This window comes from Ekhidna lutea, from assembly GCF_900188325.1.
Classification (GTDB): Bacteria; Bacteroidota; Bacteroidia; order Cytophagales; family Cyclobacteriaceae; genus Ekhidna; species Ekhidna lutea.
Genome location: NZ_FZPD01000003.1, coordinates 432,871 through 453,832, shown reverse-complemented (window position 1 = coordinate 453,832; position 20,962 = coordinate 432,871). Strand labels below are relative to the sequence as shown.

The window sequence follows — 20,962 nt, the reverse complement described above, 5'->3', positions numbered from 1 at the left end:
TAAATTATCTCTCTTCCGTCATCCCCTTGCGAACGACGAAGGAGTGAGACTTGGGGATCTATTATCTCAGGTAGTATTGAGATTCCCATGACTCGGGCTCCTGCGGTTGCCCTCCCAAGGGAATACGGTCTGGTTTTAATTAGGTCTGAGAGAAATTACATCCCCCTTCAAAGGGGGAATTGCTTTGTTCAGAACAAACCGTAATTCTAATAGCAGTATTTTATTTCCGTGCTTCATCCCGGCTTTATGCCGGGATCTTCCGCTCCTATCTTCCGTCATCCCCTTGCGAACGACGAAGGAGTGAGACTTGAGGATCTATTATCTCAGGTAGTATTTAGATTCCCATGACTCGGGCTCCTGCGGTTGCCCTCCCAAAGGAATAGCGGTCTGGTTTGAACAAAAATGAGCCATAAATAATTTTTTATAGCTCATTATTTAACTTATATTGAGCTATAAATGATCAGGATATAGCTCATGCGCTGGAACTGGGAAGAAGAAAACTGGCCAAACTTTACTTACGATAAGGCTAAACTGGCCGAATATGAAAAAGAATTTCTACAGAAATCAGGGGTGATTTCCGGAAGTCTGAAGCATGTGAGTGATGACGATCATGACGCATTAAAAGTCAACCTGATCAGCGATGAAGCTTACAAAACGTCTGAAATAGAGGGTGAATTATTAAATCGAGACTCCCTTCAATCCTCAATTCGAAAGCATTTTGGATTAAAAACGGATCAAAAGAGAATTCCTCCGGCAGAGCAGGGTATTGCCGAGATGATGATCGACCTGTACAAAACCTATGAGCATCCACTGACACATGAACAGCTATGCAGCTGGAACGAAATGATCACCTACGGTCGTCGTGACCTAACCGACATGGGCCGATATCGTACCCATGAAGATCCCATGCAAATCGTATCTGGTGTGTATGACAAACCAAAAGTGCATTTTGAAGCACCGCCTTCTGCACGAGTGCCAAAAGAAATGGAGTTGTTTGTGCAGTGGTTTAACGACAGTGGGTCTATCGAGCCGCTCACCCGGGCTGGGATCGCTCACCTCTATTTCGAAAGCATCCACCCGTTTGAGGACGGGAACGGACGGATTGGTCGGGCTATCTCTGAAAAGGCTTTGTCCCAACATTTGAAACGTCCGACGCTTATCGCCATTTCCACAACGATTGAGCGTGAGAAAAAGGCCTATTATCAGGCTTTGCAGGAGAATAGTGTGGGGCTGGAAATCACCAAATGGCTGGTGTATTTCTGTGAGATGGTGCTCAAAGCTCAGGATCACACCCAAAGCATGATCGACTTTCTGATCGAAAAAGGGAAATACTACAGTCGATTTCAAGCGAAACTTAATGAACGCCAGAAGAAAGTGGTGGGGCGAATTTTTGATGAAGGCATAAATGGATTTAAGGGCGGGCTCAGCGCTGACAACTACATAAAAATCACAGGCACCACTGCTTCCACCGCCACACGGGACTTACAGAAAATGGTAGAGATGGGAGCGTTCAAACGAACCGGTGAGCGAAAAGGCACCCGGTATTATTTGAGTGTTGATCATCCGAGTGCTGGTCCAAGGTAAATTGATCTGGCAGGCTCAGACTCCTTAGGATTTTTGAAGGATTTTATTTCCTTGTGTCATCCCGGACCTGCCTGACCGGTAGGCAGGCTTGTTCCGGGATTTTCGGAGGAGAACCCATGGAAGATCCCGGCACAAGGCCGGGAATCATCGGACCGTCTTCAAAGAGGGAATTATCTCTATCAAATTATTTTAGGACGGGTCAGTCTTGCGAACATCGCTGACTGCTTTGCAAAGAACCCTGACTGCTTTGCAAGAACCTCGTGATGCGTTGCAAAGGTCACGGACTGAATACAGTCGGGAATAAAATGCTTCCATCATCGTGATCCGACGACAGAAGTAGAAACGATTTTATTCCTGAGCATCAAATGATAAGACTTCTTCGCTCGTACCTCCCTCGAGGTGACGTAAATGTTTTGGTTTCCCTATCCCGGATTTATTCCGGGATCTTAAGAAGAGAAGGACAAGCATCTCCTCAAAGTAAGGTCGGCCGAATTATGCACAAAATTCGGTAGCTTTATAGAGTAACACTAACCTAAATAATTATGACAGCTAAAAATCGAGTATTGGCAACCCTGGTTGGGTTTGTCGTCTTTTTCCTATTGGGGTGGCTCTTTTACGGGTTTTTATTGATGGATTTCTATGCAGACAATGCCGGCTCTGCGACTAATGTGATGCGCGCAGAAGAGGATATGGTCTGGTGGGCGCTGATTGTGGGAAATCTTCTCCAGGCCTATTTCCTAGTCTATATTTTCGGCAAATGGGCGAACATCACAACGTTTAGTGGTGGGTTAAAAGCCGGCGCAATTCTAGGTCTTATCCTGGGACTGGGTATGAACCTTACCATGTTTGGCACTTCCAACATGATGAACCTTACCGGTGCACTTGTAGACCCTTTCGTTTCTATGATCATGATGGGTATCACCGGTGGTGTGATAGGAGCAATGCTGGGTAGAAAATAGTAGAGCTAGCTAACAATACCTTTAAGCCTGAATGTCTTTCATTCAGGCTTTTTTTGTGCCTCTGCTAATGCAAGCATCCGCATGTGTTTTTATTTGTGTAAAGCAGAACATCCCCTACCATCACACCCTTTTGAAGACGATCCGATTATTAGACCCTGAAATAAATTCAGGGTGACGTTCTATCTAAAAGCGTCGTTTATATTCAGAGCGTCATACTGAACTTGCCGAGTGGAACATTCAGCATCTTTGTCTTTCACATCCCTCTTTGCTAAGCGGGGAATTACTTTGTTCAGAACAAACCGTAATTCTAATAGCAGTATTTTATTTCCGTGCGTTATTCTGGGATCTTCTACGCCTTATCTTCCGTCATCCCCTTGCGAACGACGAAGGAGTGAGGCTTGGGGATCTCATTATCAAGTAGCATTGAGATTCCCATGAATCGGGCACCTGCGGTTGCCCTCCCAAGGGAATAGCGATCTGGTTTTGCACGTAAGCATTTTTGTGTGGTATCCCGGATTTATTCCGGGATCTTCGGAGGAGAACCCATGGAAGATTCCGGCACAAGACCGGGAATTTCCTCGGATTATTTGCTGCCCTTCCGCTTCACTCCCCTCACTGCCTCAGCGGTCCATGGATCGTCGGGCCAGTGGTGTTTGGGGTAGCGGCCTTTCAAATCTTTGCGCACCTCGTAGTAGGTTTCGTTCCAGAAGTTTTTCAGGTCGGAGGTCACCTGCACAGGTTTGAATCCGGGAGAAAGCAGATGAATCAATAGTGGCTGCTTACCATCATTCACAGTCGGTGTTTCGGCCATTCCAAACAACTCCTGAATGCGAGCTGCCAAAACTGGTGCCTCTCCATTGTCACGGTACATGATCTTGATCTCAGAGCCGCTGGGTACTTCCATTTTAGCTGGAGCCAGTTTTTCTAATTGCTGCTGGTTGTCATAGTCCAGCGAGTGATACAACACTTCGTATAAGTTGATCTTTTTCAGCTCGCTCGGTTTGCGCACACCCTCCAAATAAGGGGTTAGCCATTCGTTATTGGTGAGTATCAGATTGTCCGTACTAAAATCTGGCCAAACGTCAGCAGGTCTCCATTTGCCAAGGCACCTAACTCTATTCTGAAGCTGCTCTACTTGTTCACTCCAATCCAGCAAGGTGCGGCCTTCCTTTTTGATTGCTTCGGAAATGGCCTCCACGAGATGCGATGGATCAGGATCGGGTAGTGGCACGGATTTCAGTACAATGCTCCCAATTCGCAAGTCTTTACTGGCATTCAGTCCACCATCTTCCGTGTCCCACTCAATCACTTCCACTTCTTTCACCCGGGGTGCCAGGTCTTTCGGATTGAGCGGAGAAGCCAGAAATATTTTTCCCATTCCATCACGGGCATCCAGATTGGCCACTGCCAGCCACGATTCATGTGCCAGATCATCTTTATGTCCGGCCATGGCGATGCGTCCATTGGCAAGCTTAAACTGCGCATTGTTCCCCGGGCGGTTGTGGGCAATACGTTCAGGAAACGCATAGGTCAGCAACAGACCTGTTTCATACGGATCAAAGTGATCATTGTCCTCTTCTACATCAAACAATTGCCGATACGATGACGCAACCTTTTCAATACGATCCAGCCGGCCTCCTTTTCGTTGCTCTCTTCGATGCGTTCGCAGGGCTTCAATGCGAATATTGACATCAATCCCCGCTTCTTTTCCAAGCGGATCGCGCTCCTCCAGCAGTGCTGCAATATCAGCAGCCAATGGAACCAAATCATCCTCTTCCGCCATCAGCATCATGTGAGCAATGCGAGGATGGCATGGCAATCGATGCATATTTTTCCCATGTTCGGTAATCCGACCATTCTCCAGTGCTTCCAGCTCATGCAAGGTGTTTATCGCAGAAAGCCAGGCTCCTCTTGGTGGTGGCGTCAGCCAGGTGAGGCTGTTGGGATCGGTGATGCCCCAGCTCGCCAGGTCCAATGCCAGGGAGGCCAGGTCTACTTCCAGAATTTCAGGTGTGCGATGCTCTTGTAGTCGCCCATCTGTTACTTTGGACCACATGCGGTAGCACACTCCGGCACTTAATCGACCAGCTCGTCCGGCTCGCTGATCTGCAGAGTCTTTAGAAATCTGAACGGTCTCCAGTCGCGATAATCCCGATTTCGGATCCCATTTCATGGTACGTCCAAAGCCTGTATCCACTACCACTTTGATCCCTTCAATGGTTAAACTTGTCTCCGCAATATTGGTAGCCAACACTACTTTCCTTCGTCCTTCTCTATCCGGAAGAATAGCAGCCTTTTGTTTGTTGTAGGCAAGCTGTCCATACAATGGGTGGATTGACCAACCTCTTAATTTTGAACGAATGATACCTTCACATTTCTTGATTTCTCCCTGACCTGGTAGAAAGACTAAAATATCTCCCTCATGTTTTTTAGATGCTTTGACAATGGTGTTGGCTGTCATTTCCGGGATCATAAACTGATCCTGATCGCCTTCATGGAAAACCTCCACAGGATATTGCCGTCCCTGACTTTCCACCACTTTCGCACCTAAAAGACTTGACAGTTGTGGAGTGTTCAGTGTTGCTGACATCACCAATATCTTCAGGTCTTGTCTCAACACCTGTTGAGATTCTCTGCACAGTGCCAATGCCACATCCGCATGGATGCTTCGCTCATGGAATTCATCAAAGATGACCAGCCCTACCCCTTCCAGGGAGTTATCGCCATGGAGCATACGTGTAAGGATGCCTTCGGTGACTACCTCTATTTGTGTCTTATCACTCACCTTCGTTTCAAAGCGAATACGGTAGCCGACCGTCTCTCCTACTTTCTCACCCAGCAGCTCTGCCATTCGCATGGCTACTGATCTTGCCGCCAACCTTCTCGGCTCAAGCATAATAATCTTTTGTCCTTTGAGCCAGGCGTCATTGTATATAGCCAAAGGCAGCAAAGTACTCTTCCCTGCGCCCGGTGGTGCGTGAACGATTAGCGTGGAGTCATTAGCCAGTTTATCCTTGACTTCTTCGAGGATTTCAACGATTGGCAGGTCTATGGTTTTGGGGTCGAATGGCATGGAGGTGCGAAGTTAGTGTGGTATCTCATTCTGTCATTTCGACAATGAAGAATAATTAACATAATTACATCCCCCTGCAACAGCGCCTTCCAGCACACCCCCGAAACGTCAGACCGCCTTCAAAGGGGGAATTAATTCCTATTAAGTGACGGAATGTCCCCTTGAGGTGGTCCGACATTTCGGGACTTCAGGGGTGTCCAATAATTAGATCGAAGCGAATCTCTTAGCAAACTAGACGGGGTGGAAGCGGACACGAAGTAAAGCGGACGACCCGGATATCAGTAGATGTGAAAAGCTGGATGTTCTCTCCTAATAAACCTATAAAGTCAAATAAGTAAAGCAGAAGCGGTATAGCAGCGATGTGAATAGTAATTTTGCGGCAATGAAGAAAGGAGCTGTAATAGAATCGTTGGAAATAACTGGGATTTCCTCTGAAGGAAAGGGTGTAGGGCGTGTCAATGGACAGGTGGTTTTTGTAAAAGAAACGGCACCCGGGGATGTGGCTCGTGTGAAAGTGGTAGGCAAAAAGAAGAAATTTCTTGAGGGATATGTGGAAGCGTTTCATCAGAAATCCAGTGAGCGAGCTGAGCCTTTTTGTGAGCATTTTGGGTTGTGTGGCGGATGTAAATGGCAACACATGCAGTATGACGCTCAGCTGAAATATAAGCAGGGGCATGTTGAAGAAAACCTTAGAAAACTTAGTGGTCTTGAATTGCCTGACATCAAACCAATACTTGGCTCTGACAAAACTTCTTTCTACAGAAACAAGCTAGAGTTTACCTTTTCTAATTTCCGGTGGCTGACAAAAGAGGAAATTGAAAGTGGGGAAGAGCATGTGCGCACTGGACTTGGCTTTCACATCCCGAAGCAATTCAATAAAATCGTGAACATCAATAAGTGCCACCTGCAAGGCGACCCCTCAAATGAGATTCGGTTGGCAGTAAAAAAGTTCGCCGATGAGCATAGTGTTCCTTATTACGATGTAAAGAAGCAGGAAGGATTCCTTCGGAATCTGGTAATACGAACAGCTACCACAAGAGACCTGATGGTTATACTTCAGGTACACTATCGTGATCAGGAGCTTATTGATTTGATGATGAATTTCATCAATAAAGAATTCCCTGAAATCACATCGTTGATGTACGTGGTGAATGAAAAAGGGAACGATTCTTTTGGGGACCTGGAGGTAGAGCTCTTTGCAGGAAAGGACCACATCATGGAACAAATGGGTGATTTGAAGTTTAAGATTGGCCCAAAGTCCTTTTATCAAACCAATTCGGAGCAGGCCCATGAACTATACAAAGTAGCTGCTGATTTTGCCGGCCTAAAAGGTGATGAACTGGTCTATGATCTTTATACAGGAACAGGAACTATCGCGAACTTTGTGGCTCGATCAGCTAAGAAAGTAGTGGGCATTGAATATGTGGAAGCTGCTATTGAGGATGCCAAAATCAACAGTGAAATCAACGGCATAAACAACACGGATTTCTATGCGGGTGATATGAAAGATCTGCTGGGCAATGAGTTCATCAATGAGCATGGCAAGCCGGATGTGATCATCACGGATCCACCAAGAGCGGGAATGCACCCACGGGTAACGCAGCTTTTGGCTGATTTGAAGGCAGACAAGATTGTGTATGTGAGCTGTAATCCTGCTACCCAGGCGAGAGATTTAGAAGTGTTGGGACAAGTATATGATGTAGTGAAAATTCAACCAGTGGATATGTTCCCGCAAACGCAGCATGTAGAGAATGTGGTGTTACTTAAATTAAGAGATTGATTCGATTTCCCAATTTGATCGGCTTTGGGAGGTTAGAAACACCCCTATAGTCCCGAAATGTCGGACCACCTCAAGGGGACAATTACTAAAAAGAAAAATTGTACAAATGCAAAACGATCCAGAATTAAGTCCAAAGCAATTAGGCAGAATATCTTCAGATTTTGTGAAGGTGGCAGAGCCATTAAAGGAGGCAGCCTACGCTATTAAAAAGCAAGGATTTTCCGAATATCCAATCTTCCCTATGTGCCAGGTTTCTCAGCCCATTGGGCAGGTATTGGTCGAAGCTTTTCAGGCGGAAAATGACTGGCATTACTACGCATCCTTTCTGGAGGAATTTACGCAGCGAGGCTTGATTGCCGATGAGAAGATTTTCAAGGAAAACTTCAAAGACCCTGATGAGTTCTGCTGCTTATTTGTGATCGATCAGGAGTTTACAAACTTCGTTTTTGTACCTTATCCAATTGATTAATGGAACTGAAAAAGGAGACGTATTATCTCATTGGCTTAGGAATACTATTCGCGATCGTCTCTGGGATCTCCTTTCACATCAACAGCGTAAAAGTTTTCGGTGATGCGTTTCGCTATTTGGAGTATAGTGAGAACCTGAAAGACGGCTTCTATATTGAAAAACACAATATGCGTTATTTCGGGTTTGTGCTTTTTATACACCTGATAGATAAACTCCCCGGCAATCATCATCTCAACATCATTGTCGCGCAGTATATTCTCAGTGGAGTCGCGCTACTATTCCTCTATCGAGGTGTGAAAATCATTTTTGAAAAACCGGAAATAGCTGCAATAACGACTGCACTATTTCTTCTATTCATAGAAATACCTTTCTGGAATTCTTATGTTCTGTGTGAGTCGCTATATATCAGTTCCACTTGTATTGCCATCTATTTTTTAGCTCGAGTCTATAAAACAGGTGATACCATTAGCTATATAGGACTGATTGGAATGATAGTTTTCCTCGCTTTTGTAAAGCCTACAGGAATTGCTTTTGGCTTAGCAATAATGATTACTGTTTTGTTTAGCATGCGAAATAAGGTGTCTCGCCCTGTCAATCTAATGATGGGATTAGGGCTGACCTTCGGAGCTATTGTGTTGGTGAACAGATACCTGATGACTTATGATGTGATTGAGAACTATCAGCTAGGTGAAATTATATCTGGTGTTACTACGCTTCCTCACATCAAAGGGATTCAATACTATATGGTGGATGTGCCAGGTGATCTTAATATTCTTGGTGATTCCTACCCGCCAATTATTCGCATCACCCATTTTGCTTTATTTAATTTTTCGTATTGGCTTAAGCTTACTCTGGCGAAAGTGATGTTCTTGATTACCCATGTGCGACCGCTCTGGTCTATCGGTCACAATATGTTCAATGGGCTGTTTCTGTTATTCTCCTATTTTCTTTTCGTAAAAAGTCTATGGAATAAGGCTATTCGTCCAGAGATAAAAGCATTTGCATTGTCCTATTTCATTATTCACATTGCGGGTGTGGGGTTGACAGCTGCAGACTGGGATGGTCGGTTTTTGATGCCGGTACTACCCGTATTGTTCATTCTTTCAGCTTTTCAGCTTAGTCAGCTTTGCGAGGAAACTAATTGGATGAAATCCATTAAAAAGCGATAAGATCAGATCTACATTTGGAATAGGGTAGCATTTTGCTAAATTGATTCTTCGCTCATTACCAAATGACTCCAATAATTCACTTCATATTTGATCAGCATACTGAAGAACTCAAAAAAGAGGTGATAGATTTTTGGTTGAAGGAAAAAGCACTGAACGAAGAACAGGCTAACCAACGAGCGAGTCAGATTGCATTCATCGCACGGGAAAGAGAAGGACAGCTAATCGGAGTAAGCACGATCATGAAAAGAAAATATGAACCAATAGGTAAAGTATTTTGGCTTTTTCGTGCTTTTGTCGCTCAGAAATACCGACAACAAGGGGTCGTATTGCAATTAATTAGTGAGGCTAAAACAAAACTAAATAATCGCTTCAATGCAGGGAAAGACCCTGATGTAATTGGGATTCTACTCAAGGTCCAAAGTCCCATTTTAATGAAACATTTCCCGCAAGCCACCTGGCCAAGAACTCAATTTCATTATGTCGGGATAGAAGATGGCTGTCACATGCGGATCAGTTATTTTGATGGAGCGATGATTGAATAGAATAGCTAAATAATCTTGTGCTTCATGGCAAGCTGAATAGCTTCAACTTTATTATGAACATGAAGTTTAGCGTAAATATTTTCAATGTGTTTTCTTACGGTTTTTGGAGAAATAAATAGCTTTTCTGCTATCTGATTGTAATGAGCTCCAGAGGCTATTTCCTGTAAAATTTCAATCTCTCTTTCTGTCAATCCAAACTTGTCCGCACGTTGCTTTTGCAACTCCCCTGAAGTTTTACCTCGCAATAAACCCAGAATTCGAGTGGCTATTTCCGGACTCATAGGCGCCCCACCTTCCAGTACATCTTCAATGGCTTCTATGATCTGAATTGTTTTTACATCTTTCAATAAATAGCCGGATGCGCCAGCTAAAATTGAATCAAAAATTTTATCGTTTTCATCAAAAACAGTGAGCATGATCACTTTGATGTCTGGAAATTTATCTTTCAGTTTTTGGGTAGCCTCAATGCCATTCATAACCGGCATATTGATGTCCATGAGCATCACATCAATATTTTTCTTTTCCAGGTTATCTAAAACTTCCTGTCCATTAATAGCTAAGAATTCCAGATGTATATGTTCATACTTCTTGAGCCCCTTTGTAAGAGACTGAAGGAGCTTAGGATTATCATCTGCCAGGCCAATTTTGACATTCATTAGTTAAAAATAGACCATCTGATAAACATGCTTCTACGTCATTTGACCTATTTGAAATCCACTTATCTTAATAGTGGTCCCGGCCTTTGGTTTGGTGATCAATTGAAAATCCGCTCCCAACTCTGCTGCCCGACCCTTCATATTTATCAAACCAAAATGCCCGTCCTTTGAATTGCCAATAAACCCTACTCCATTATCCGCAATAATTAGCTGATTACCTTCATTAAGATTTAATTGTATTTCAATTTTAGAAGCTTTTGCGTGTTTAATGATATTGTTAACCGCTTCCTGGATTATGCGAAATAAGTTAATTGCATCTGAAGGTTTAAGCTTGAGATCAGATGATTCAAAATTGACTTCATGCACGATTTGAGAGTGAAATTGTAAAACATCAGCCAAATATTCTATCACCTTTGATTTTAACTCATCCAACGTCACCTCATCATGATTAATAACCCAAATCGTCTCACGAAGCTGTCGCATCGTATCACGGGCATATTCTCCCAGTTCTTTCAAATCGTCCGAAGAACCATTTCCTGAAAGATGATCAATGGAACTTGCGATATAAGTAATCTGTGATCCAACATTGTCATGTAGATCACGACTAATTCTTTCCCGTTCTGACTGTATTTTCTGTTGAATTTCGAGTTTTCTCAATCGCTCCTTTAGTGATTGATGCGAGTAATATCTTACCACAAAAATGATTAGCAGAATAACAACGATTAGAGATAAAGTAATGAACCACCAGGTCTGATAGAACGCCGGATGCACTACGATTGACAGCCTGGTAATTTCGCTCCGGCTATTGCCATCTACTGTTCTGACCTGAAATTCATAGCTATTGGGAGGTAGAGAATAAGTGGCTATACGTTGAGAAGCAGGAACTAAGACCCATTGATTATCAAATCCGGACATCTTATATTCATACTCGAGCTGGTTCCTTTTGCGAAAAGTGAGAGGTGAAAATTCGAAACTGAAAATTTTATCCTCTGGAAATAAATCTAATTCAGCAGCTGATAATCTAGCCAAAGGCTGATCCTTATAGTTGACAGCTAAATTGGTAATGACAGGCTTTGGGATCGTATTATTCTTTTCGAGATCCTTTGAATTAAATATTGAAAGACCTGACACGCCTCCAAAATAGAATTCATCCTGATCTGAAAAGGATGAACATATTGCAAATTCATCATCAATTAAACCATCAGCCCGACAATATCCAGTTATTTCTCCCGACTCAATGTCAATTCTATTGATTCCATTATTTGTGCTTACAAAAACATATTTGTCATTCCCTTCAATTGCTGAACAGACATTATTGCTCAAGCCATCCTTCTTCTGAAAATGTTTAAAAGTATCTGTATTTCTGTCAAGTCTGCTGACACCCCCTCCAAATGTGGAAATCCATATTCTTCCATTTACATCTTCAAAAAAACCGGTGATAAAATTGAAGGCCGGGCTTTTTTCGAGATTGCTTTCATTGTATGGATACTTTCTGCCCCCTTTTTCTTCTGAAAAAGAAAAAAAACCGGTATTCCCAGCAAACCACAGGGTCTCATCATCACTTTGGAAAACAGATAGGAAGTAATTAGTTGGAAGATCGAATTCTTTCATTGCATCGAAACCTGTTTGATTTAACTCCCTATCTAATTTGATTATCCCTTGATAGGTTGTAACCCAAACTGCATTTTTTGTGATTTCAATATCAGTAATGACGCTTCCTTCTTTAAGAGTTAATGGAATCATTTTGACTCTATCTCCGTCTAAAACCCCAAGCTTACCATTGAAAGTACCGATCAAAAATTTATCCGCTTCCAGCTTCGTGACAGCAGTAATTCGAGTATCTAAATATGAGTGTGATATCTTTTTGGCTTTTGAAAGAATGGGGAGTTTTACTGCGTTTTCATCTCCTGTCAATTCAATTCGATATAGTCCATTATCCACTCCCAGAAGCAGCTCTTCATCAGTTTTAAAAATTGACCATATAGGAGGGGTAATAGGAATATGCCTCTTTGTCAAGCATCTAAATCTGTCTTTTTGGCTATCATAAATATTTAGACCCCCATTTGCAGTACCAATCCATGTCAATCCATCTTTCGATTCGAATACCTCAGAAATATTATTGGTGCTTAAATCGTCATTTTCTGATCCTGCAAGAATATGACCTATGATTTTCCTGGATTTTGGGTCTAGAATCAGGATTCCCTTATCTGTACCAACCCACAGATTTACCTTGTCAGGGCCAAGCGAAAGGGAAGTGATAGCATACCCAACAGTTGACTCGACTAAATTAAATCCTTCAAAAGAAGATCCTGAAGTAAGAATCCCATTGTTTGTAGCTATCCAATATAAATCATCAAATAAAAGAAAGTCCTTGTATTGAAGTGACTTGAAATGTCCCTCCGGAAAAGCCAATCTTTGATTTTTTTGAATTACTTCAGTTGGCGTTATTAATATTTCCTCGCCTTCAACCTGTGCAAACCCTAAAATTGATTGATCCTCATAATACAAATATTCATCTGTTAAAATGACCTGCACAGAATCCGGAAATAGAGACTGTGGAATTCTATACGTGCCATCCATAAAGGACAAAATCATTTGTTCCCTCGTTGAGAATAAACCGCTTGATTGATTTTGAGATCTGGAGATATTACTAGAGCGTGAAACTTTAAAGTGAGTGACCTTATTCTCCTTCCAATTGAGTCGTGTGACTCCATCACGAGATGCGCTCCAAATGTTGCCATTTTTATCTTCTACTATATCCCATAAAAAATTATCAGCAACAGGAAGTAGCCCATCAGGCGTATAATTCACAAAGGTGTATCCATCGTACCTGCTTAGCCCATCTTGAGTAGCAAACCACATGAACCCTTCTGAGTCCTGGTATATATCGTTTATTGAGTTTTGCGCCAACCCATCATTGACTGTCAAATGGTCAAACCGATATTGCGCTATGGAAGCACTCGTCAGCAAAATAAATGCAATGAGAAGGCATGATCTCATACTTAAAAGTACAAAACCAGATAAAATACGGCATATGCCCTATAAAGTTTATAGAGTATAAACTGAACTTAGTCTATAAAATTCCTCAAGTGAATTCGATGGTTTCATTAACAAATCAATTACACATGGAGCCCAATCAGTCATTTAGCGGAAAGAAAACCCAATATCATTTACCACTAAATCATTAATCATGAAAACGCCAGATAATTTAAAAAGCCTGTTGCTCCTTTGCGCTGCTTTATTACTCATGCATTTTTCAAGTGCTCAAGAATTGGAACTTAAATCCAATGGATACGGAGAAAAGAATCTGAAAAAATTCCCAAGGAAGGTTTACATCAAGGAGTTTAATGTCAATTTTCAAATGACTGCAGATGCTAAAGCAGTATCTAAAACCACCACTAATTCACGTAAAGGATCTTCCAGTGCAAGTATGAATGTTGCTGTAACTGGTATTGATGCGCCAGATCTTCAACAAATCACAAATACAGTTTATAATGACTTTGTCAATGCATTTAAAAGTCAAGGTTTTGAAGTGCTAACTGTCAATGACATTGGAGACTTAAAATATTTTGAAGAATATGAATTAATGGGAGCAAATATCAACGAGGATCAGAACCCAGGTTATTTAAAAGTTACCCCAGAGGGATTTCAATACTATGTAAAAGGAATATCCAATTCGGGAAAAGAGAAACAGGTGGTTGGTGCCCCAATGAGGTTGCTAAAAGAAATGGACGATGTAATGGTATTAACAGCAGATTATACGTTTTCTGCCATTGATCTGAATGCCAGTCAAAGTTCTGTTTTGGGCACTTCCAGTGTGAAGGGAAATATTGGGTTGAAAATGCCATCATGTGTATTGAATGCCTGGGCGGGCAAAATGATAGCAATTAATTACACCCCAAAGAAAATGCCTGAATTTGAAGGTGTTTTCGAAAACGAGGGAGAAAAACTAAAAGCATTTTCAATGGCTACTAAGCCTACCTATAGCGGTTTCCTGACACACTCATCCAACGACTTTACTCATGAGGCGAAATGTGATAAAGACAAATATGTTGCAACCACAACCGGAACAATGAAGGAGTTCAACAATCAGGCGCTAAGCGAGATGTTTGGGTATTTCAATAAATAGGAGAATGCTACATTGGTAAAATAACAAAATGTGAATCGTGGTGATTCATATTTCCATAGCTGGTTGGCCGTCCTGAGGAGGACGGCTTTTTATTTGGGTGCAACCTGAAATATTTATTTACAAAGTTATTCTTCAATCTTACATTTAAGTTTTTTAGAAGTAGCTATGGCAAATCCAAACGAAGTTTTTAGGTCAAATACATTGATGATCTTCATCCCTGTGCTATTCTTTGGAACCGCCTTGATCCTGAGAAGCCGGGAAGATCTTTCAGTTCTAATCTGGATATTAATAGCCATCGGGGCTTTTTTGACCCTGGCATTGGTGTTAAGTTTTACCACCATTATCATCAAAGATCAAGAAATAGGCATCAAGAACCTAAAAAAGAGTCATTGGATCAATAAAAGGGATATAGTTAAACATCAACGAAAAACATCTTTCACCAAAGGAATCGAAACTGTTGTTTGGAAGATACATCTTAAGTCAGGTGAAGTTGTCTCGATTTCCAGCGATTTGATCAAAGAACAAGAAGAATTAAAACAATCACTAGATCAATTTTTGAAGAATTCTCCTAAGAAGTAAACCTCACTTCTTCAAATGCCGCTCCATCAATTTAGCCTCCACATCCTCCAGCTTTAATCCCTGATCCGCTAGCAATACAAGAAAGTGATATAGTAAATCCGAAGACTCCTCGATCAGCAAATCTTTCTTTCCATCCATTGCTTCCAGGATTACTTCTGTTGCTTCTTCGCCCACTTTTTGGGCAATCTTCTTGGTTCCCTTTTGGAAAAGCTCTGTGGTGTATGACTTTTCAGATGGGTTGTCTTTTCTTGACTGGATTACCCCTTGCAACTCATGTAAGAAACCGGTTGGCTCTTTTTCTCTAAAGCAGGTATAAGTTCCCTTGTGACAGGTGTCTCCTTCAGGAATCACTTTGATCAGATAGGTATCGTTATCACAGTCTTCCTGGATGCTCGTAACATTCAGAAAATTACCTGAAGTCTCGCCCTTCGTCCAGAGTCGCTTCTTTGATCGACTGTAAAAAGTGACTTTACCTTCTTCTTTGGTTTTCGCAAGCGATTCATCGTTCATGTAGCCAAGCATAAGTACCTGGTTGGTTTCAGCATGTTGAATGATTGCTGGTATCAATTCTTGTTGTTTCATTCGATTTCTGTTTCTAAATCAGGTCATATTCTAACTTCTAACTTCTTATTTCTTAAAAAGGTCTTCAATTCTGGTATCGGTATCTCCCCAAAATGAAACACACTGGCTGCCAGAGCACCTGTTGCTTTTGTTTTTTCAAACACCTCTGCGAAATGTGCTTTACTTCCTGCTCCACCTGATGCAATGACAGGGATATTTAAATCAGCTGCTAACTTTCCGGTCAGCTCCAAAGCAAACCCATTCTTAGTGCCATCATTGGCCATGGAAGTCAATAATATTTCTCCCGCTCCTAAGGCTTCCACCTGTTTGGCCCAATCATAAACATCCAGCTCTGTGGCCTCACGCCCTCCTTTTACAAATACTTTCCACTCACCATCTACCAGACCTGCATCTATGGCCACTACCACAAACTGACTCCCAAATTCATCAGCGATTTCTTTGACTAATTGAGGTCTTCTGACAGCCGCAGAGTTAATGCTTACCTTGTCGGCACCCGCTTTCACCAATACATCGGCATCTTCTACAGATGAGATGCCACCACCTACGGTGAATGGAATATTGATTTCATGCGCAATTTCTTCCACCAAAGCTGCAAAGGTCTTCCGTTCATCGACCGTCGCTGTGATGTCCAGAAACACCAACTCATCAGCACCCTCTTTCACATAGCGTTTCGCCAGCTCGATTGGATCTCCGGCACCACGGATGTCCACAAAGTTGACACCCTTTACGGTTTGTCCGTCTTTGATGTCTAAGCACGGTATGATTCGTTTTTTTAACATTTTTTTCCTAATAAAACACCCCTATAATCCCCTGAAGCCTGCCTGCAGCAGGCAGGGGGATATTTCTGAACTAAATAAGATGTGAATCCCCCTTTGAAGGGGGTTAGGGGGATGTTAGTTCCCCCAATTCCTTCAAACTAATTCTATTCTCATAAATCGCTTTCCCCACAATCGCTCCTTCCAAACCTTGCTCTTTTAACTTGACTAAATCGTCAATAGAACTAACTCCTCCACTGGCAATCAGCTTCAACTCTGGTAGTTTTTTTAGAATTGATTCATAAAGGTCAAACGAAGAACCCTCCAGCATACCATCTTTCGAGATATCCGTAGAAATCACATATTCAATTCCTTTGGTCACATAGTCTTCAATGAAACTTTCAATTTCAAGGTCGGATTCTTCCTGCCAGCCAGATACCGCAATTTTGCTGTCCATAGCATCTGCTCCAAGAATAATTTTTTCTGCACCATAGGCCATAATCCAGGAGGTGAATTTCACCGGTTCTTTTACTGCGATGCTACCTCCGGTAATCTGTTTCGCTCCACTTTCAAAAGCAACCTTTAGATCTTCATCTGACTTGATCCCTCCACCAAAATCAATTTTCAGATGTGTTTTTGTTGCCAGTTTCTCCAACACCTTCCAGTTTACAATGTGCTTGGCTTTCGCACCATCCAGATCAACTAAATGAAGGTACTGCAAACCTGCATCTTCAAATTGCTTAGCAACCTCAAGCGGGTCTTCATTGTAAATTTTCTTCGTTGCGTAATCTCCCTTAGAAAGACGAACGCACTTTCCTTCGATGATGTCTATGGCTGGTATTATTCGCATATCAATATTTTAGAATGTAAGGTTGAGGCTCTCGAAACCTGCAATGTCCATTTCGACAGGCTCAATGTGACAATCATATTTTTATAATTTCAAAAAATTCTCCAACAGTTTTTGCCCCACATCCGCTGACTTCTCCGGGTGGAACTGCACTCCATAAAAGTTATCCTTTTGCAGTGCAGAGGTGAATGGCACCAGATAGTCAGTCTCACCAACTGTATCTTCTCCCACTTCAGCGTAATAGCTATGGACAAAATACATGTTATCAGTCGTTGTAATTCCTTCAAAAAGAGGACCTTCTGTTTTAGTGAAGTCATTCCAACCCATATGTGGCACAATCCCTTTTGACGGAAACTTCCTCACTTTTTCTTTGAAAATGCCCAGGCAAGTAGTGTCCTTCTCTTCCGAGTGAGAACACATGAGTTGCATCCCTAAGCAAATTCCCAGAAAGGGTTGCTTAAGAGAAATGATGACTTCATCCAGACCTCTTTCCTTCAGATAACTCATAGCAGTTCCTGCTTCACCTACACCAGGGAAGATCACTTTCTCAGCACTATTCAATGTCTCAGGATCATCCGTAATCACGGATTCCACTCCAATCCGATCCAGCGCATTTTTCACTGATCGGATATTACCTGCGTTGTATTTAACTATAGCAATCATTTTCTAAATAGATGCTGAAACGAGTTCAGCATGACAGTTTTAAATAAAGTAAATTTTAATTTCTGGAGTCATTCTGAACTTGTTTCAGAATCCTTTTCAATCATAACACTCCTTTTGTTGATGGCAACACTCCACTATCATCCTTTCTCACCGCCATCTTAATGGCACGCGCGAATGCTTTGAATATCGACTCGATCTTATGGTGATCGTTCTCACCCTCTGCTTTCACATTCAAATTACATCTGGCAGTATCTGAGAATGACTTAAAGAAGTGAGAAGCCATCTCAGTTGGCATTTCGCCTACGTGCGTTGCATCAAAAGAAGCATCCCATTCCAGCCATGGTCGCCCACCAAAATCGATGGCCACTTGAGCCAGGCAATCATCCATTGGTAGTAGGAATCCATATCGTTCGATTCCTTTTCGATCCTTCAATGCATCGTTGAATGCTGTGCCCAATGCCAACGCTGTATCCTCAATGGTGTGGTGCGTATCGATGTGAATGTCACCTTCAACCTCCACATGGAGACCAATTGCTCCATGTCTTGCTATTTGATCGAGCATGTGATCAAAGAATGCCACACCAGTAGATATGGATGTTTTGGTAGGATCGTCCAAATTGACTTCAATCTTGATTTTCGTTTCTGAGGTGGCCCGAACACACCTTCCAATTCTACCCTTTTCTTCGTACTTCTCTTCTTTGAGAGCAGCAATCAGGCGTTGATTTTCTGTTGGTATACCTATCGTGATTCTTAAAGTATTTGGCACCTGACCGGAACGATCACGAACTACAATACCTTTTGCCATCAGATCTGCATAGGTTTTTTGAGCATCTACAAAAGCAACCAGTAAGAAATTGGCATCCGAAGGATAAATCTTTTTCACTGAGGGAATGCCCTTTAGCTCTTGCTCCATCTTTTCTCGCTCTTCAATCAGTATCGTAACCTGTTTCTTGATTAACTCAGGTCTATTCAAAACATCAATTGCTTTTTCCTGCGTCAATGTATTGACGTTGTATGGCGGTTTGATTTTGTTCAACACATTGATCACCTCAGATGATCCAAAACCAATACCCAGTCTAGCCCCGGCCAGTCCCAATGCTTTTGAAAATGTCTGTAGGATAAACAGGTTAGAAATATCTTCCTGCACCAAGCTTTCCTCTCCAAAATCAATATAAGCTTCATCAATCACGACCAACCCGGAAAAAGCAGCGGTGATTGATAGAATTGTATCCTTGTTAATACAATTGCCCGTTGGGTTATTTGGTGAACAGATGAAAATGATCTTCAGATTTTCATCTAATAACTTGGGTTGCAGGCTCTCGAAATCTATTTGAAAATTATCAGTCAATGGTTCGCTAATCACCTCTACGTCGTTTACATCAGCGGCCACTTTATACATACCAAAAGTTGGCGGAAAGATCATGACTTTGTCCTGACCCGGCTCACAAAAGGCACGAATAAGCAAGTCAATTAATTCATCGCTTCCATTTCCGAAGATTAATCGAGGGATCTCTACATTCCTATACTTAGCGATGGCAGCTTTCAAACCACTCATTGCTCCGTCAGGGTAGCGGTTTAGTCCAAACCCAAAAGGATTTTCATTTGCATCTAATGATACCTCTGCAACTCCATCAAATTCGTCTCGTGCACTCGAATATGGTTTGAGTGCTTTGACATTTTCGCGTGTGATTTTATTTATATCAAACATCTTGTTTAATTATTTATAGATGCTGAAATAAATTCAGCATGACTTTCAATTTTATGGTCACCCTGAACTTGTTTCAGGGTCTTTTTTTATTTTCTTCAATCTCAAACTCACCGCATTCTTGTGTGCCTGCAACTGCTCCGCTTCTGCCATTTTTTCAATTGCAGGGCCGAGGTTTTGAATGCCCTTCTTAGAGAGCTTCTGGAACGTAATTTTCTTAACAAAACTATCCAGAGACACGCCACTATAATTTCGTGCGTATCCATTGGTTGGTAACGTGTGATTCGTCCCACTGGCATAGTCACCTGCACTCTCACAGCTCCAGTTGCCAAGAAATACGCTTCCCGCAATCGTAATCTGTTCGCCTAACTCCTCTGCATTTTCGGTTGCTATGATCAAGTGCTCAGGTGCATATTCATTACTAAATGAAACGGCTTCATCCAGATTTTTGACCAAAACAGATTGACTGTTTTCAAATGCTTTCACAGCAATGTCTTTTCGAGGTAGTTCATTGACCTGTTTTGATATTTCTTCATTTACTTCTGAAATAATTTTTTCTGAATTACTCACCAAAACCACCTGACTGTCCGGGCCGTGCTCAGCTTGAGATAACAGGTCAGCTGCGACAAATTCAGGATATGCAGTGTCATCCGCTATCACCAAAACTTCACTTGGTCCAGCCGGCATATCGATTGCCACACCAAAGTTCTGTGCCAGTTGCTTTGCAGCAGTCACATACTGATTACCGGGCCCGAAAATCTTATCCACCTTTGGAATCGACTCTGTTCCGAAGGTCATAGCAGCAACTGCTTGTGCACCTCCTGTCAAATAAATCTTTTCTATCCCAAGTAGCTGGCACGTCCAGCCTATGACAGGATTCAGATATTCAACAGGTTTTGATGGTTTTCTATTGAAATCCCCCTCCGCCCCCCTGCCTTGCCGGCAGGCAGGCTTTTCTAAAGGGGGAGTATTGGCATCAAAACCTGATGAAGGTGGAGTACACACCACAATATTTTTACATCCAGCAATTTTTGCGGGTATCGCCAACATGAGTAAAGTTGAAAATAAGGGAGCGGATCCGCCTGGGATATATAATCCTACGTTTTGAATCGCTACACTTTTTCGCCAGCAATTCACTCCAGGCATGGTTTCAATAACCTTTATTTCTTCCTTTTGCGAAAAGTGAAACTTCTCAATGTTGGATTTAGCCATTTTTATGGCATCTGCTAATTCAGGATCAATCTTGAATTCCTGATTAGCAATATCAACTGTTACACTATCCAATTCCACAGCATCAAACTGTTTGCTGTATCGGAGGAGAGCCTTGTCACCATTAGACCGAACATCTGTCATGATTGCACCAACACGTTCCTCCAATTCCGAGAAATTGAAAGTTGGTCTTTCGCAGAGTGCAGGCCAATCGGAGGGTTCTGGGTATTTTATTGTCTTCATTTCAAATAAATCAACCGT

Annotated in this window: 17 protein-coding genes; 8 read left to right on the top strand and 9 right to left on the bottom strand. The window is 42.2% G+C overall.

Going from position 1 to position 20,962, the window contains the following annotated elements; translation table 11 throughout:
* Positions 1 to 474: 474 nt before the first annotated feature.
* Positions 475 to 1,584, top strand: coding sequence for a Fic family protein (locus tag CHB71_RS09715; RefSeq protein WP_089356713.1), 1,110 nt, complete (start codon positions 475 to 477; stop codon positions 1,582 to 1,584).
* Between the two features lie 542 nt (positions 1,585 to 2,126).
* Entirely contained in the window at positions 2,127 to 2,543 is a 417-nt protein-coding gene (locus tag CHB71_RS09710) for a DUF1761 domain-containing protein (RefSeq protein ID WP_089356712.1), read from the top strand.
* Positions 2,544 to 3,126: 583 nt separating this feature from the next.
* Here the strand turns inward: CHB71_RS09710 and hrpB are convergent.
* Positions 3,127 to 5,616: an ATP-dependent helicase HrpB gene (hrpB, locus tag CHB71_RS09705; RefSeq protein WP_089356711.1), complete on the bottom strand. Its 2,490-nt coding sequence runs from the start codon at positions 5,614 to 5,616 to the stop codon at positions 3,127 to 3,129.
* Between the two features lie 382 nt (positions 5,617 to 5,998).
* Between hrpB and rlmD the strand changes: the two genes are divergently transcribed.
* The 4 genes from rlmD to CHB71_RS09685 all read left to right on the top strand — a co-directional run bounded on the left by rlmD (position 5,999) and on the right by CHB71_RS09685 (position 9,576).
* Complete coding sequence (gene rlmD, locus CHB71_RS09700; RefSeq protein WP_089356710.1) at positions 5,999 to 7,396, top strand: 23S rRNA (uracil(1939)-C(5))-methyltransferase RlmD; 1,398 nt, start codon at positions 5,999 to 6,001, stop codon at positions 7,394 to 7,396.
* A 106-nt stretch (positions 7,397 to 7,502) separates the two neighbouring features.
* The gene (locus CHB71_RS09695; RefSeq protein ID WP_089356709.1) at positions 7,503 to 7,865 is read left to right on the top strand and encodes a hypothetical protein; all 363 of its coding nucleotides are present in this window, start codon (positions 7,503 to 7,505) and stop codon (positions 7,863 to 7,865) included.
* Positions 7,865 to 9,034 (top strand): glycosyltransferase family 39 protein, encoded by a 1,170-nt coding sequence (locus tag CHB71_RS09690; RefSeq protein ID WP_089356708.1) that lies wholly within the window; start codon positions 7,865 to 7,867, stop codon positions 9,032 to 9,034. The genes CHB71_RS09695 and CHB71_RS09690 overlap by 1 nt, the downstream gene beginning before the upstream one ends.
* 62 nt (positions 9,035 to 9,096) lie before the next feature.
* Entirely contained in the window at positions 9,097 to 9,576 is a 480-nt protein-coding gene (locus CHB71_RS09685; protein ID WP_089356707.1) for a hypothetical protein, read from the top strand.
* A gap of 5 nt (positions 9,577 to 9,581) precedes the next feature.
* Here CHB71_RS09685 and CHB71_RS09680 read toward each other — a convergent pair whose 3' ends face one another.
* Both CHB71_RS09680 and CHB71_RS09675 read right to left on the bottom strand, forming a co-directional pair.
* Positions 9,582 to 10,232 (bottom strand): response regulator, encoded by a 651-nt coding sequence (locus CHB71_RS09680; protein WP_089356706.1) that lies wholly within the window; start codon positions 10,230 to 10,232, stop codon positions 9,582 to 9,584.
* Between the two features lie 33 nt (positions 10,233 to 10,265).
* Positions 10,266 to 13,232, bottom strand: a complete 2,967-nt coding sequence (locus tag CHB71_RS09675; protein ID WP_089356705.1) for a ligand-binding sensor domain-containing protein — start codon at positions 13,230 to 13,232, stop codon at positions 10,266 to 10,268.
* A gap of 190 nt (positions 13,233 to 13,422) precedes the next feature.
* Between CHB71_RS09675 and CHB71_RS09670 the strand changes: the two genes are divergently transcribed.
* Positions 13,423 to 14,361, top strand: a complete 939-nt coding sequence (locus CHB71_RS09670; protein ID WP_144017382.1) for a hypothetical protein — start codon at positions 13,423 to 13,425, stop codon at positions 14,359 to 14,361.
* A 165-nt stretch (positions 14,362 to 14,526) separates the two neighbouring features.
* A complete protein-coding gene (locus CHB71_RS09665) occupies positions 14,527 to 14,940 on the top strand; it encodes a hypothetical protein (protein WP_089356703.1) in 414 nt (137 codons plus the stop codon).
* Positions 14,941 to 14,943: 3 nt separating this feature from the next.
* Here the strand turns inward: CHB71_RS09665 and hisIE are convergent, their stop codons facing one another.
* From hisIE to hisD, 6 genes are all read right to left on the bottom strand, one after another.
* Entirely contained in the window at positions 14,944 to 15,522 is a 579-nt protein-coding gene (gene hisIE, locus CHB71_RS09660) for a bifunctional phosphoribosyl-AMP cyclohydrolase/phosphoribosyl-ATP diphosphatase HisIE (RefSeq protein WP_089356702.1), read from the bottom strand.
* A 23-nt stretch (positions 15,523 to 15,545) separates the two neighbouring features.
* Positions 15,546 to 16,301, bottom strand: coding sequence for an imidazole glycerol phosphate synthase subunit HisF (gene hisF, locus CHB71_RS09655; protein WP_089356701.1), 756 nt, complete (start codon positions 16,299 to 16,301; stop codon positions 15,546 to 15,548).
* Between the two features lie 103 nt (positions 16,302 to 16,404).
* The gene (gene hisA, locus CHB71_RS09650) at positions 16,405 to 17,127 is read right to left on the bottom strand and encodes a 1-(5-phosphoribosyl)-5-[(5-phosphoribosylamino)methylideneamino]imidazole-4-carboxamide isomerase (RefSeq protein WP_089356700.1); all 723 of its coding nucleotides are present in this window, start codon (positions 17,125 to 17,127) and stop codon (positions 16,405 to 16,407) included.
* Between the two features lie 81 nt (positions 17,128 to 17,208).
* Positions 17,209 to 17,787 carry an imidazole glycerol phosphate synthase subunit HisH gene (gene hisH, locus CHB71_RS09645; RefSeq protein ID WP_089356699.1) on the bottom strand — a complete coding sequence of 193 codons (579 nt, stop codon included), beginning with the start codon at positions 17,785 to 17,787 and terminating at the stop codon, positions 17,209 to 17,211.
* Between the two features lie 100 nt (positions 17,788 to 17,887).
* On the bottom strand, positions 17,888 to 19,495 hold the full coding sequence (hisC, locus tag CHB71_RS19260; RefSeq protein ID WP_179213368.1) for a histidinol-phosphate transaminase: 1,608 nt from the start codon (positions 19,493 to 19,495) through the stop codon (positions 17,888 to 17,890).
* Positions 19,496 to 19,552: 57 nt separating this feature from the next.
* Positions 19,553 to 20,944: a histidinol dehydrogenase gene (gene hisD, locus CHB71_RS09635; protein WP_089356698.1), complete on the bottom strand. Its 1,392-nt coding sequence runs from the start codon at positions 20,942 to 20,944 to the stop codon at positions 19,553 to 19,555.
* Positions 20,945 to 20,962 lie beyond the last annotated feature (18 nt).

What these genes read in the sequence shown, in the direction of transcription:
- CHB71_RS09710 (WP_089356712.1), top strand. Translation starts at nt 2,127, where the DNA reads ATGACAGCTAAAAATCGAGTATTGGCAACCCTGGTTGGGTTTGTCGTC.
- CHB71_RS09675 (WP_089356705.1), bottom strand. Translation starts at nt 13,232, where the DNA reads ATGAGATCATGCCTTCTCATTGCATTTATTTTGCTGACGAGTGCTTCC.
- hisD (WP_089356698.1), bottom strand. Translation starts at nt 20,944, where the DNA reads ATGAAGACAATAAAATACCCAGAACCCTCCGATTGGCCTGCACTCTGC.
- CHB71_RS09680 (WP_089356706.1), bottom strand. Translation starts at nt 10,232, where the DNA reads ATGAATGTCAAAATTGGCCTGGCAGATGATAATCCTAAGCTCCTTCAG.
- CHB71_RS09715 (WP_089356713.1), top strand. Translation starts at nt 475, where the DNA reads ATGCGCTGGAACTGGGAAGAAGAAAACTGGCCAAACTTTACTTACGAT.
- CHB71_RS09690 (WP_089356708.1), top strand. Translation starts at nt 7,865, where the DNA reads ATGGAACTGAAAAAGGAGACGTATTATCTCATTGGCTTAGGAATACTA.
- CHB71_RS09665 (WP_089356703.1), top strand. Translation starts at nt 14,527, where the DNA reads ATGGCAAATCCAAACGAAGTTTTTAGGTCAAATACATTGATGATCTTC.
- CHB71_RS09685 (WP_089356707.1), top strand. Translation starts at nt 9,097, where the DNA reads ATGACTCCAATAATTCACTTCATATTTGATCAGCATACTGAAGAACTC.
- hisC (WP_179213368.1), bottom strand. Translation starts at nt 19,495, where the DNA reads ATGTTTGATATAAATAAAATCACACGCGAAAATGTCAAAGCACTCAAA.
- hisA (WP_089356700.1), bottom strand. Translation starts at nt 17,127, where the DNA reads ATGCGAATAATACCAGCCATAGACATCATCGAAGGAAAGTGCGTTCGT.
- hisF (WP_089356701.1), bottom strand. Translation starts at nt 16,301, where the DNA reads ATGTTAAAAAAACGAATCATACCGTGCTTAGACATCAAAGACGGACAA.
- CHB71_RS09670 (WP_144017382.1), top strand. Translation starts at nt 13,423, where the DNA reads ATGAAAACGCCAGATAATTTAAAAAGCCTGTTGCTCCTTTGCGCTGCT.
- rlmD (WP_089356710.1), top strand. Translation starts at nt 5,999, where the DNA reads ATGAAGAAAGGAGCTGTAATAGAATCGTTGGAAATAACTGGGATTTCC.
- hrpB (WP_089356711.1), bottom strand. Translation starts at nt 5,616, where the DNA reads ATGCCATTCGACCCCAAAACCATAGACCTGCCAATCGTTGAAATCCTC.
- CHB71_RS09695 (WP_089356709.1), top strand. Translation starts at nt 7,503, where the DNA reads ATGCAAAACGATCCAGAATTAAGTCCAAAGCAATTAGGCAGAATATCT.
- hisIE (WP_089356702.1), bottom strand. Translation starts at nt 15,522, where the DNA reads ATGAAACAACAAGAATTGATACCAGCAATCATTCAACATGCTGAAACC.
- hisH (WP_089356699.1), bottom strand. Translation starts at nt 17,787, where the DNA reads ATGATTGCTATAGTTAAATACAACGCAGGTAATATCCGATCAGTGAAA.